Source organism: Pseudomonadota bacterium (assembly GCA_016719885.1).
Classification (GTDB): domain Bacteria; phylum Pseudomonadota; class Gammaproteobacteria.
In genome coordinates this window covers 110,525-124,766 of sequence record JADJYF010000006.1, presented here as the reverse complement: position 1 = coordinate 124,766, position 14,242 = coordinate 110,525, and the positions used below count along the sequence as shown (strand labels likewise).

The 14,242-nt window shown below is 67.7% G+C and carries 5 protein-coding genes; 1 reads left to right on the top strand and 4 read right to left on the bottom strand.

Annotation, left to right across the window (positions count from 1 at the left end; genetic code table 11):
* Nucleotides 1-17: 17 nt before the first annotated feature.
* The 4 genes from IPM80_08135 to gmk all read right to left on the bottom strand — a co-directional run bounded on the left by IPM80_08135 (nucleotide 18) and on the right by gmk (nucleotide 3,689).
* Nucleotides 18-404 carry a RidA family protein gene (locus IPM80_08135; protein ID MBK8958394.1) on the bottom strand — a complete coding sequence of 129 codons (387 nt, stop codon included), beginning with the start codon at nucleotides 402-404 and terminating at the stop codon, nucleotides 18-20.
* A 16-nt stretch (nucleotides 405-420) separates the two neighbouring features.
* Nucleotides 421-2,589 carry a bifunctional (p)ppGpp synthetase/guanosine-3',5'-bis(diphosphate) 3'-pyrophosphohydrolase gene (locus tag IPM80_08130; GenBank protein ID MBK8958393.1) on the bottom strand — a complete coding sequence of 723 codons (2,169 nt, stop codon included), beginning with the start codon at nucleotides 2,587-2,589 and terminating at the stop codon, nucleotides 421-423.
* 116 nt (nucleotides 2,590-2,705) lie between these two features.
* Nucleotides 2,706-2,996: a DNA-directed RNA polymerase subunit omega gene (rpoZ, locus tag IPM80_08125; GenBank protein ID MBK8958392.1), complete on the bottom strand. Its 291-nt coding sequence runs from the start codon at nucleotides 2,994-2,996 to the stop codon at nucleotides 2,706-2,708.
* Between the two features lie 57 nt (nucleotides 2,997-3,053).
* Nucleotides 3,054-3,689 (bottom strand): guanylate kinase, encoded by a 636-nt coding sequence (gene gmk / locus IPM80_08120; GenBank protein ID MBK8958391.1) that lies wholly within the window; start codon nucleotides 3,687-3,689, stop codon nucleotides 3,054-3,056.
* Between the two features lie 295 nt (nucleotides 3,690-3,984).
* Here gmk and IPM80_08115 point away from each other — a divergent pair, with 295 nt between their 5' ends.
* Nucleotides 3,985-14,211: a calcium-binding protein gene (locus IPM80_08115; protein MBK8958390.1), complete on the top strand. Its 10,227-nt coding sequence runs from the start codon at nucleotides 3,985-3,987 to the stop codon at nucleotides 14,209-14,211.
* The last annotated feature ends 31 nt before the right edge of the window (nucleotides 14,212-14,242 follow it).

Below are 14,242 nucleotides of genomic sequence, written 5' to 3'. Positions count from 1 at the left end.
TCAGCGGCGCACGATGCTCAGCGCGGGCGCGCGAGGATGGCGTCCATTTCGACCGCCGCGCCGCGCGGCAGCGCCGCCACGCCGATCGCCGCGCGCGCCGGGTAAGGCTGGGTGAAGTAGGTGGCCATCACTTCGTTGACCAGCGCGAAGTGCGAAAGATCGGTCAGGAACACGTTGAGCTTCACGCAATCGTCGAGCGTCGCGCCGGCGGCCTTGGCCACCGCCGCGAGATTGTCGAACACGCGTTCGATCTGCGCGCGCATCGGTCCCTCGATCATCTGGCCGCTGTGCGGATCAAGTGGGATCTGACCCGACAGGTAGATGCTGTCGCCGCTGACGATGCCCTGCGAGTAGGTGCCGATGGCGGACGGAGCATCGCTGGTGACGATGGCCTGCTTGGTCATGGGAGGAACTCCTGCTTCAGGCGCGCTTGCGATGCACGCGCGCGACGGTGTCGATGTTACGCAGCACGCGGATCACGTCGGCGAGATGCTTGCGATGATGCACGCCGATGGTGAGCCGCATGGTCGAGGAGTGTTCGTCACGTTCGACTATTTCGATGGCTTCGATGTTGGCGTTCTGATCGGCGCAGCCGGCCGCGATGGTGGCCAGCACGCCGCGCTGGTTGACCACGTCGATGACGATTTCGACGCTGAATTCGCGGTCCAGATCCGGCGCCCACTCGACATCCACCCAGCGGTCCGGCGCGCTGCGGAAGTCGATGACGTTCTTGCACGATGGGTGGTGTATGACGATGCCGCGGCCGGCGGTGATGAAGCCCATGATCGGGTCGCCCGGTATCGGGTAACAGCACTTGGGAATACTTACCACCATGCCCTCGGTGCCGTGGATGAGCAGCGGCCCCGGCGAGTCGCCGGGCGCCCCGCGGCGTGCCGGGCGCTCGAGCTTGTCCTCGGCCACGGTGCTGACCAGCGCGCGCGCCACCAGCGGCGCGGGCCGCACGCCGAGACCGATGTTGGCCAGCAGTTCTTCCATGCTCTTCAGGTTGAAGCTGGCCAGCGCGGCGCGCACGCGCGCCGGGTCGAGGGTGTCGATGGAACTCGCGAAGTTTTCGAGTTCACGGTTCAACATGCGCTTGCCGAGCACGCTGGCCTCATCCTCGTGCAGGTTCTTCAGGAAGTGACGGATATTGGCACGTGCCTTGCCGGTCACTACGAAATTGAGCCAGGCCGGATTTGGGCGTGCGCCCGGCGCGGTCACGATCTCGACCGTGTCGCCGGTCTTGAGCCGCGTGCGCAGCGGCACCAGGCGCCGATTGATGCGACAGCCCACGCACTTGTTGCCGATGTCGGTATGAATGGCGTAGGCCATGTCGATGGCGGTCGCGCCACGCGGCATCTCCATGATCGCGCCCTTGGGCGTGAACACGTAGACCTCGTCGGGAAACAGATCGACCTTGACGTTCTCCAGGAACTCCTGCGAATTGCCGGCGCGGCGCTGCAGTTCGATGACGCCGCGCAGCCATTCACGGGCGCGCTTGTGCGCGCTCTTGGCGGCGCTGTCACCGGTCTTGTACAGCCAATGCGCGGCGATGCCGGCCTCGGCGACGTGATCCATCTCGTTGGTGCGGATCTGCACTTCCAGCGGCACGCCGAAAGGCCCGAACAACACCGTGTGCAAGGACTGGTAGCCGTTGGCCTTGGGGATCGCGATGTAATCCTTGAAGGTGCCCGGCACCGGCTTGTACAGGCCGTGGATCACGCCCAGCGTGCGATAACAGGTGTCGACCGAATCGACGATGATGCGAAACGCGTAGACGTCGTGCACCTCGGTCAGGTGCAGGTGCTTCTGACGCATCTTGCGATAGATGCTGTACAGGTGCTTCTCGCGTCCCACCACGTGCGCGACCAGTTCTTCCTGGCGCAGGTGGCGCTTGATGCGGTTCTTGATCTTGGTGACGACTTCGCTACGGTTGCCACGAATCTTCTGGATGAAGCGCTTCAGCACGTCGTGGCGCTGCGGGTAGAGCGCCTGGAAGCCGAGTTCCTCGAGTTCGAGACGTATGGCGTTCATGCCGAGGCGCTGGGCGATGGGCGCGTAGATGTCGAGCGTCTCGCGCGCGATGCGGCGACGCTTGTCGGGCCTGAGCGCGCCGAGGGTGCGCATGTTGTGCAGGCGGTCGGCGAGCTTGACCAGGATGACGCGGATGTCGTCGGCCATCGCCATCAACATCTTCTGGAAGTTCTGCGCCTGGGCCTCGGCGTGGGACTCGAATTCGATCTGGGTGAGCTTGGACAGCCCGTCGACGATGTCCGCCACTTCACCGCCGAACTGTTCGGCGATCTCTTCCTTGGGTACCAGGGAATCCTCGATCACGTCGTGCAGCATGGCCGCGATCAGTGTTTCGTGATCCATGTGCATGTCGGCGAGGATGCCGGCCACCGCCAGCGGATGCTGGATGTAGGGCTCGCCGCTCTTGCGGGTCTGGCCTTCGTGGGCGTCGGCGCCGAAGCGGTAGGCGCGGCGCACGTCCTTGATCTGGTCGGGCGTGAGGTAGGCGCGGATGCGCCGGCACAGGTCGTCGATGCGCAGCGGCGGCGCTTCGAACTGCAGGGTGGGGGCGCTCATGGGCGGACCTCGCGCGGCGCCGGCCGCGCCGCGAGCGGGCGGGCAGAGGCTGGGCGCCCGTGCTTCATGTGCCGCCCGCCATGGTTCCGAGCGTCGAGGACGACGGGCGGCGCGGGTCAGAAATCGCTGTCGGAGTCGGGTGCAGCAACTTGCTGTTCGGCGAACTCGGCAGCCATCTCGTATTCCTCGGCGGCACGCTCCTTGGCGTCGATTTCATCGAGGATCTCGGCGTTCATGAGGCCCGCGGCGATTTCGCGCAGGGCCACCACCGTGGGCTTGTCATTCTCCGGGTCGACCAGCGGGTGGGCGCCCATCGCGATCTGGCGAGCGCGGCGGCTGGCGACCAGTACGAGGTCAAAACGGTTATCGACGGCGGACAGGCAATCTTCGACGGTGACGCGGGCCATGGGGCAAGTCCTGGGGCGGATGAAAATCTTGGGCCGGCGATAATAACAAAGCCACCCTCAGGGCGCCACGAGCCGGCCGAGCATGGCGGCATGGCGCTGCACCTGCACTTCGCGCCGCAGCCGCGAGGCGCTGACGATCGAGACCAGGGATGCGGCCGCGCGCTCGAAGTCGTCGTTGATCACGAGGTAGTCGTACTCGCCGAAATGTGACATTTCGTTGACCGCGTCGCGCATGCGGCGCACGATGTTTTCAGGCTTGTCTCCCCGGTTGTTCAGGCGCCGCTCCAGCTCTTCGATGGACGGCGGGAGGATGAATATCGATATGGTCGCGGCCATGGCGGCACGGATGGTGCGGGCCCCCTGCCAATCGATCTCCAGGATCACGTCCTCGCCGGCGCCGAGGCGTTCGGCGACCGGCGCGCGCGCGGTGCCGTAGTAATGATCGAACACCCGCGCATGCTCGAGGAACTCGCCGGCCTCGACCATGGACTGGAAGGCGGTTTGGTCGACGAAGTGGTAGTCGATGCCGTCGCGCTCGCCGGCGCGCCGCGCGCGCGTGGTGTGGGAGGTCGAGACCCTGAGGTTGCCGGCGCGCTCCAGCAGCGCGCGCACCAGCGAGGTCTTGCCGCCGCCCGACGGCGCCGACACCACGAACAGGTGGCCGCTCGCGGCCGCCGCTGCCGCGCCGCTCATGGCCACACCGCGCCGAACGCGCACGCACACATAGTCTTGATCGAGTACACGGACGGACTCATGACGATACTGGCTGGCAACTGCCGCTATTGTGCCACGGTTGATGCGGTCCGGCCCGTGCCTGGCGGAGTCGCGACGCGCGATGCCGGGTGCCTCATCGGGCAGGCGGGTGCGCACGCGTTCGGGGCTGCCGCCAGGCACTGTTCAACCCACACTTCATGTCAGCCGCTATTCCGGCTAGGGAATAGTCGCGGCGGCATTGTGCTGCCCGCAATTTAATGGGAGACGTTTTGCCATGGCCACGCCGACACTTTCGAACCTGAACGCCGCTGAAGAATTTCGCACGGCGCTCCTGGACCTCACGGACATGGTGCCCGGCGGCACTGGCACCATCACCATCGTGTTCGACATCGCGCCGACCGCCGGCACGCTCGAATTCGTGCCCGCCACCACCGACAACCTGCCGCTGGAGGATCTCGGCGGCGGCCAGTATCGCCTGGTGGGCGACGAAGCGAGCCTGACGCCGACCCTGGCGCACCTGGGTTTCGTGCCGGCCCCGGGCTTTGCCGGCACCTTCGACATGCAGGTGCAGGTGCAGAACGCGGAAGGCACGCTCGAGGGCAGCAAGACCTTCAGCTACCAACTCCAGGACGGCGATGCCCTGGCGCTCGGCGACGGCAGCAGCGAAATCTTCCTGTTCAAGACCCTGGCCGGCAGTGCCTCGGTCGACGCCGGCACCGGCGCGGACACCCTCCGGGTCACCGGCGGCGACGCCCTCACCATCGATTTCTCGCAGGCCGGCCAGCAGGTCACCAGCGGTTCGCCGGACGTCACCTACAGTGCTTTCGAAAACCTCGACGCCGCCACCGCCAGCGGCAATCTCGACGTCACGCTGGCCGCGGCCAGCACCTCGATAGTCACCGGCAGCGGCGCCGACACCGTCGCCTTTCGCGACGTGGTCGCGAGCGTCAACGCCGGCGGCGGCAGCGATACGCTGAAGCTCGACACCGATCTGCTGTCGGCACCGGCCGCCAGCACGGCCATGACCATCAACCTTGCCGCCGCCAACGCCAACCAGGTCAGTGCCGGCGCGCCGGCCGGGGCGTCGTGGCAGAATTTCGAGAACCTCGACGCGGGCGCCTGGGACAAGAACCTGACCGTCACCGCCAATGCCGCCGGCAGCGTGATCGCGACCGGCAGCGGTCTCGACACCGTGACCCTGGGCGCGGGCGCCGACAGTGTCAGCACCGGCGCGGGCAATGACCGCGTCAACGGCGCCATCGGCGCCGGCGACACTATAGATCTCGGCATCGGCAACGACACCGCGACCTTCGCCAGCAGCGCGAGCGGCGTGGTGAGCGGCGGCGCGGATGTCGATACGCTGCTCCACACCGGCGGCGCGGCGACCATCAACCTTGCCACCAACAGCCATTTCACCGGCTTCGAGAACCTGTCGGCCAGCACCGCCACCGGCGCGCTCACTTTCACCGGCGTCGCCGCCACCACCGCGGTGACGACCGGCGCCGGCAATGACGTCATCAATGTCGCCGCCGCCACCGGCGCCGTCAGCATCAAGGCCGGCGCCGGCAACAACACCATCACCGGCGGCGCCGGCAACGACTCCATCACCTTGAGCACGGGCACCGACAATATCCGCGGTGGCGGTGGCAACGACACCATCGTCGGCAACCTGACCGTGGGCGACCGCGTGCTGCTCGATGGCGGCGACGACACCATCAACCTGCCGACCACCGCCATCGCCGTCACGGTCGACGGCGGCGCGGGCTCCGACACCCTGGTGGTGCGTGGCTCGGCCGCGCAGACCTTCAACTTCGCCGCCAGCGACGACAACGGCGCACTGGCCGGCAAGTACACCAATTTCGAGAACATCAATGGCAGCGCCGCGACAGGTGCATTGACCGTGACCGGCGTGGCCGGCACCACGCGTGTCACCACCGGCGCCGGCGCGGACGTCATCAACGTCGCCGCCGCCGCCCAGGGTGTGACCGTCAATGCCGGCAACGGCATCAACACCGTCACCGGCTCGGCTTTCGCCGACACCTTCACGCTTGGTTCCGGCAAGGACGTCATCAATGCCGGCAACGGTGCCGACACCGTCAACGGCGCGCTGACCGCCGGCGACCAGGTGCTGCTGCTAGGCAGCAGCGATACCTTCCTGTATCGCGCCCTGAGCGCCACCGGCACGCTGGTCGATGGCGGCACCGGCGTCGACACCCTGCAGTACACCGGCAGCACCGCCAAGACCTTCAACTTCGCCAGCGCCGCCGACAACGTGTCGGCGGAGACCGGCCTTTACAAGGCGTTCGAGAACCTCGATGCCAGCGCCGCGACCGGCGCCGTGACCGTGACCGGCGCCACCACCACCACGCGCATCAGCGGCGGCAGCGGCGCCGACATCATCACCGCCACCACCGCCACCGGCGGTGTGCGCGTCGATGCCGGCGCGGGCAACGATCGCGTCACCACCGGTGCCGGCGCCGATACCATCGTGTATGGCGCGGGCACCGACACGGTCGATGCCGGGGCCGGCATCGACGAACTCGAGGTGGGCGCCGGCGCCGGCGCGCTGACCATCAATTTCGCGGTGGCGGCGGGCGCCGACCAGGTCAGCAGCGCCAGCACCTACAAGAATCTCGAAAATCTCGACGGCGCGAGCGCCGACGGCGCGCTCACCGTGACCTTGGGCGCGCAGACCCGCGCCGTCACCACCGGCAGCGGCGACGACACCGTCAATACCGGCGCCCTGACCACCGTCACGGCCGCCATCGCGCTGGGCGCGGGCGATGACAGCGTGGTGGTCACCACCACCAATACCCATCTTGCCGGCGCCACCTTGAGCGGCGTTGAACACCTGGTGATTTCCAATAACGTCGACGCCACGCTGTCGATCGCGCAGAACGCGCTGCTCGACAGCGCCGCCGGCACCAACACCGTGACGCTCGCCGCGGCCGGCACCGCGCAGGGCGCGGCCGAGGTCGAGAGCTACCGTCTCGCCAACGGCGTCAACGATTTCACGCTCGGCGCGGGCGCGCAGAACGTCACCGGCGGCACCGGCAATGACACCGTGCATACCAACGGCCTGTCGAATCTCACCGGCACGCTCGCACTGGGCGGCGGTAGCGACGCGCTGGTCATCGACATCACCGCCACCGACATCAGCGCCATGACCTTGAGCGCCGTCGAATCCGTGGTGCTCGCCACCGACGTCAACGCCAGCATGAGCATCGCGCAGAACGCGCTGGTGGCCGGCGCCGCCGGTGTCAACACCGTCACATTGGTCGCGGCGGGCACCGCCAGCGGCGCGGCGGAGGTCGAGATCTACCGGCTCGCCGATGGCGCCAACACCTTTACCCTGGGCGCGGCGGCGCAGAGCGTGATCGGCGGCAGCGGCGACGATTCCATCAAGAGCGGCACGCTCGCCAGCGTCACAGGTGTCCTGGAGGGTGTCGGCGGCGATGACGTGCTGCTGATTGAAAGCGACGCGACGGTCGCCGCCACGCTCTTCAACATCGATGCCGTGCATCTGGCCAGCGGCGTCGATGTCACCACCGACATCGACACCGACAATCTCATCACCAGTGCGGTGGGCGTCAACAGCGTGACCTTGACCAATGCCGGCACCGTGACCGGCAATGTCGACATCGAAAGCTATCAGCTTGCCGATGGCGGCAACGACTTCACGCTCGGCGCGAGCGCGCAGAACGTCAGCGGCGGCAGCGGCGATGACGTGTTCAACAGCGATGCACTCACCAGTCTCACCGGCACGCTGGTTGGCGGCGGCGGTAACGACGTGCTCAACATCCAGAGCAGCATGCAGTTGAGCGCCACGCTGACCGACATCGACACTATTGCCATCGCCAGCAACGTCGACCTCACCACCATCATCGCCGACAACGCCCTGATCGGCAGCGCGGCGGGCAGCAACTTCGTGACCCTGCTCGACGCCGGCACCCTGACCGGCGCGGCCGAGATCGAGGCCTATCGCCTCGCCGACGGCGGCAATACCTTCACGCTCGGCAGCGACAGCCAGTCGGTGATCGGTGGTAGCGGCGACGACGTGGTGCACAGCGGCGCATTCACCGCCTTGACCGGTACCTACACGCTCGACGGCGGTGATGACAGCGTGGTGCTGGACACCGATCTCACCGATCTGAGCGCCGCCACCCTGACCGCGGTCGAACACCTGGCCTTGGCCAACGACGTCGACGCCACCATCACGCTGGCGCAAAACGCGCTGCTCGACGCCGCGCTGGGCGACAACACCGTGACCCTGTCCGACGCCGGCACCGCCAGCGGCGCGGCCAGCGTCGAGAAATACGTGCTGGCCAATGGCGCCAACAGCTTCACCCTGGGCGCGGCCGCGCAGGCCGTGGACGGCGGCAGCGGCGACGACGTCGTGCATACCGGCACGCTCGCTTCGCTGACCAGCCTCCTGTCGCTCGGCGGCGGCGCCGACACGCTGGTGGTGGATACCACTGACACCGACATCAGCGGCCTCGGCCTGACTTCGGTCGAAGCTGTCACGCTCGGCAACAATGTCGACGCCACCATGACCATCGCCGAGAACGCGCTCGTCACCGGCGCGCTCGGTACCAATACCGTGACCTTGAGCGATGCCGGCAGCGCCACCGGCCAGGCCGAGGTCGAGAATTACCAGCTCGCCGATGGCGGCAACACCTTCACGCTGGGCGCAGCGGCACAGAATGTCACCGGCGGCAGCGGTGACGACGCCTTCAATACCGGCGCGCAAGTCACCGTGTCGGGCGTGTTGAACGGCGCCAGCGGCAACGACGTCGTCAACGTCGACGCCAGCGCCACCCTGAGCGCCACGCTGTCGAACATCGACGCGGTCAATCTCGGCAACAACGTCAACCTCACCACCAGCATCGCCAACAATGCCTTGTTGAACACCGCCACCGGCACCAACACCGTCACGCTCGCGGAGGCGGGCACGGCCAGCGGCGCGGCGGCGGTCGAGAACTACGTGTTGGCCGACGGCGCCAACAGTTTCACGCTCGGCGCGGCGGCGCAGAACGTCACGGGCGGCAGCGGTGACGATGTCGTGCACAGCGGCGCGCTGGCGACCGTCAGCGGCACCCTGTCGCTGGGCGTCGGCAACGACAAGCTGGTGGTCGACACCACCGGCGCCAACATCGCGGCGGCGACCTTGAACTCGGTCGAGGCCATCGATCTCGCCAACAACGTCAGCATCACCACCAGCCTCGTCAACAATGCGCTGCTGGCCGCGGCGCTCGGCACCAACACCGTGACCCTGTCGGCGGCCGGCACCGCCAGCGGCGCGGCGGAGGTCGAGAACTACGTGCTGGCCAACGGCAGCAACAGCTTCACCCTCGGCGCAAGTGCGCAGAATGTCAGCGGCGGCAGCGGCGACGACGCCTTGACGAGCGGCGCGCTCACCACCGTCAGTGGCACCTTGGACGGCGGCAGCGGCAACGACACGCTGACCATGGAGCAGAGCGCGACCCTGTCGGCAAGCCTCGGCAACATCGACGCGGTCAATCTCGCCAACAACGTCAACCTCACCACCAGCATCGCCAACAATGCACTGATTGCGACTGCGCTCGGCAGCAATACCGTCACGCTCGACGCGGCCGGCGTCGCGAGTGGCGCGGCGGAAGTCGAAAGCTACGTGCTCGCCAACGGCGCCAACACCTTCACGCTCGGCGCGAGCGCGCAGAACGTCAGCGGTGGCACGGGCGACGACAGCTTGAAGAGCGGCGCACAGAGCACCGTCAGCGGCACGCTGGACGGCGTCTCCGGCAACGACACGTTGACCGTCGAACAGAACGCGACCGTCACGGCCACGCTCACCAACATCGACGCGCTCAATCTCGCCAACAACGTCAACCTCACCACCAGCATCGCCAACAATGCCCTGGTCGGCAGCGCGCTCGGCAGCAATACCGTGACGCTCGACGCGGCCGGCGTTGCGAGCGGCGCGGCGGAAGTGGAGAACTACGTGCTGGCCAACGGCAGCAACACCTTCACGCTTGGCGCGAGTGCGCAGAACGTGACCGGCGGCACGGGCGATGACAGCTTGAAGACCGGCGCCCTCACCACCGTCAGCGGCACGCTGGACGGCGTGAGCGGTAATGACACGCTGACGGTCGAACTGAGCGGCACACTGTCCGCGACCTTGACCAACATCGATGCGGTGATCCTGGCCAACAACGTCAACCTGACGACCAGCATCACCAACAACGCCCTGATCACGACCGCGGCCGGCAGCAATACCGTCACCCTGTCGGATGCCGGCACGGCGAGCGGCGCCGCGCAGGTCGAGAATTACCAGCTGGCCGATGGCGGCAACATCTTCACGCTGGCCGCCGCGGCGCAGAACGTGACGGGCGGCAGTGGCGCGGACGTGGTGCACACGGGCGCCTTGACCAGCGTCAGCGGCACGCTGGCGCTGGGCGGCGGCAGTGACACGCTGGTGGTCGACACCACCGCCACCAATATTTCCACCGCCACCTTGACGAGCGTCGAGACGCTGCAGCTTGGCAGCAACGTCGACGCCAGCATGAGCATCGCGCAGCACGCATTGCTGGCCAGCGCGGCCGGCGCCAACACCGTGACCTTGACCGATGCCGGCAGCGTCAGCGGCGCGGCCGAGGTCGAAAGCTACCAGCTCGCCAATGGCGGCAACAGTTTCACGCTGGGCGCCAATGGCCAGGACGTCAGCGGTGGCAGCGGCATCGACGTCATCACTGCCATTGATACGCAACTTGCCGGTGCGGTACTCGACGGCGGCGGTGCGCGCGATACCGTGGTGGTGACCAGCAGCGCACCTGGCGTCAGTGCCATCGGCGGCACCATCAACAACTTTGAAGTGATCGATCTGACCGGCGTGGTCAACGGCGCAACGTTCACCGCCACCGCGACGGTCGAGGAAGTGCGCGGCGGCGCCGGCGCGGACGACTTGAGCGTGGCGGCCGTGGTCGGTGGCGCAAACGTCAGTGCCGGGACCGGCGCCGACACCGTCACCGGCGGCGCCGGCAACGATGTCATCGACGTCGGTGTCGACAACGATGCGGACCTGGTCAATGCCGGTGGCGGCAGCGATACCGTCACCAATTTCGGCGCGGGCGACACCATTAATTACGAAGGCGGCGCCGATACCGCGACCTATGCAGCGGTGACCGCCACCGTCGATGGCGGCACCGGCGGCGGCGTGGACACCCTCACGGTAACCGCGACCAGCGGCGCCATGAGCTTTGATTTCTCACGCACCAACCAGCAACAGATCCTGGCCGGCGGCACCGGCACCTACAGCAATTTCGAGAACCTGGCCGCTGGTGCGGCGGGCGTCGATGACGCCATCACCGTCGTGATGAGCGCCTCCACCACCGCCGTGACCACCGGCAGTGGCGACGACACCATCACATTCCGCAGCCAGAGCGTCAGCGTCGATGCCGGCGCCGGCGCCGATACCCTGGTGATGGGCGGCAGCGGCGTGATCGTCGTCGACTTGTCGGCGGCCGGCGACCAGGTCGGCGGCACCGGCTCTTACACCGGCTTTGAAAACCTCGACGGCTCGGCCTCGAGCGCGACCTTGGTGGTGATTGGCGGTGAGAACACCGCAACGGTCCGTACCGGCTCGGGCAACGACTCCCTGTCCGGCGGTGAGAGCCTTGATGGCGGTGCCGGCAACAACAACATCACCGCCGATACGCGCACCACCACCGTGGTGGCGGGCAGTGGTAACGACAACCTCGACGCCAGCGCGGCGGCCCAGGGCGTCACGGTCAATCTTGGTGACGGCGCCAACCAGGTGCTGGGCTCCGGCTTCGCTGACATCATCACGCTCGGCGCCGGCGCTGACATCGTCAACGCCGGCGCCGGCAGCGACGACATCATCGGCGTGGTGAGCGCGGGCGATGCCCTCAATCTCGAAGGCGGTGACGACACCTTCACCTACCAGGCTTTGAACGGTGCGGGCTCGTCGGTCGATGGTGGCGACGACAGCGACACGCTGGTGGTGGGCGCCGGCGGCAGCGCGCTGAGCATCGATTTTTCCAACACCAACGATCAGATTGCCGCCGAGACCGGCAGCTATCGCAATTTCGAAAATCTCGCGGCCGGCAACGCCACGGTCGATCTGACCGTGATCACCGGCAGCGCGGGCGGCGTCATCGTCACCGGCAGCGGTGACGACGATGTCACGGTCAGCGCCGCCAACGACGATGTTTCCACCGGCGCCGGCGATGACGTCATCAACGTCACCGCCGCGACGCTGAACTCGGCCATCGACGCCGGCGCCAACACCGCCACCGGCGACACCTTGAACGTGCTCGGCGGCGGCACGCTGGGCATGAGCGTGACCGCGGTCGGCATCGAGAACGTATCACTGGCGGTGGCCACCGATTTCACCGCCAACGCACTTGGCGGCCTGCGCATCACCGGTTCGGCCGGCGACGACACCATCACCGTCGGCGCCGCCGACCAGGTGGTCGCGGGTGCGGGCGGCGACGATGTCATCAAGGTCAGCGACGCCGTGCTGGCCGGCACCTTGAGCGTCGACGGTGGCGCCGCCAACAGCGGCGACACCTTGGCCGTCACCAGCGATGCCACCGTGATCGACGGCGATTTCGCCCAGGTGGTGAGCATCGAAACCCTGCAGCTCGCGGCCGATGCCGCCGATGATGCGCAGAGCGTGACGGTCGGCGCAGCTGCCGAAGCCGGTGGCCTGCTCGCCATCGACACCACCGCCGCCGGCGCCGACGATGACATCACCATCGACGCCAGTGGCTTCAGCGCCGCCCTCGCCATCAACACCGGTGCGGGCGCCGATCACATCGTGCTCGGCGCCGGTGGCAGCACCGTCAATGCCGGCGCGGGTGACAACACCGTCACCGTCGGCGCCGCCAACGACGGCATTCAAGACGACAACATCACCAGCGCCGGCGGTGACGATTACTTCCTGGTCAGCGATGCGCGACTGACGGGCAACCTCGACATCTCCGCCGGCGGTGGCAGCGACTCGCTGGAAGTCACGAGCGACGCCAGCGTGGTCGACGCGGATCTCGCCGGACTCGTCAGCGTCGAGCGCCTGCTGCTCGGCGCCGATGCCGGTGATGACGCCCAGGCCGTGACCTTGGGCGCCAACGCCATGGCCGCCGGCCTCACCGGCGTGGCGGTGGTCGACACCGCCACCAACGACGACATCAGCGTCGATGCCAGCGCCTTCAACAATGCGCTCGCCATCGATACCGGCGCCGGCGACGACCAGCTCGTGCTCGGCAGCGGCGGCAGCGTGGTCGACGCGCGGGGAGGCAACAACGTCATCACCGTCGGTGGCGCCAACGACGGCAGCCAAGACGACAGCATCGTCACGCAGGGCGGCAACGACCGCGTGCTGGTCAGCGATGCGCAACTCACCCATTTCCTGTCGGTGTCGGCGGGCGCCGGCAGCGATACGCTCGAGCTCACCAGCGACGCCGACATTGTCGACGCTGACCTCGCGGGTCTCGCAGGCGTGGAAATCCTCGCGCTGACGACCGATGCGGGCGACGACGCCCAGGGCATCACGCTCGGCACGGCGGCGCTGGCGGCCGGCGTCACCACCGTCGACGGCACCGCCGCCGGCGGCGACGACGCCCTCACCATCGACAGCCAGGCATTCAGCGGCGCCTTGACCATCAACACCGCGGCTGGCGCCGATGCCATCACGCTGGGCGCCGGCGGCAGCGTGGTCGACAGCGGCGACGGCAACGATCTGGTGGTGGTGGGCGCGGCCAACGATGCCGACACCCATGACGTGATCAGCACCGGCCTCGGCGCCGATGCAGTGCAGGTCGACAGCGCCCTGTTCACCGAGCACCTGGTGCTCGATGGCGGCAATGCCAACGATACCCTGCGTATCAATCTCGACGTGTCGGTGGTGGACGCCGATTTCACGCAGGTCACCAGTGTCGAAGCCATCGCGCTGATTGCCGACGCGAGCGGCAACCTCAACGAAATCACTCTCGGCAGCGCGGCGGCGGCCAGTGGCCTGGCCAGCATCGACGCCACGCCCGGCGGCAGTGACGACGTGCTGCACCTGGATGCGCGCGCCTTTGCCAACGCCCTGAACGTCACGAGCGGCGCGGCGGCCGACGTCATCGAACTCGGTGGCGGCGGCAGCACGGTAAATGCCGGCAACGGCAACAACATCATCACCGTCGGCGCCGTCAACGACGGCGTGACCGACGATGCCATCACCGCCGGCAGCGGCGACGACCGGGTGCGCAGCACCAATGCGCAGTTGACCGATCAGCTGTCGATCAACGCCGGCACCGGCCTCGACACCGTGGAGGTGACGAGCGACGCGAGCGTGGTCGATGCCGACTTCAGCCAACTCGTCAGCGTCGAGGTCCTGGGCTTGTCGGCCGACGCCGGCGACAACGCGCAGAGCGTGGTGCTCGGCGCGCAAGCGGCGAGCGCCGGGCTCACCCACGTCGACGCCAGCGGCGTCGGCGCCGAACGACGCCATCGGCATTGACGCCAGCGGCTTCGCCAACGCGCTCGCCATC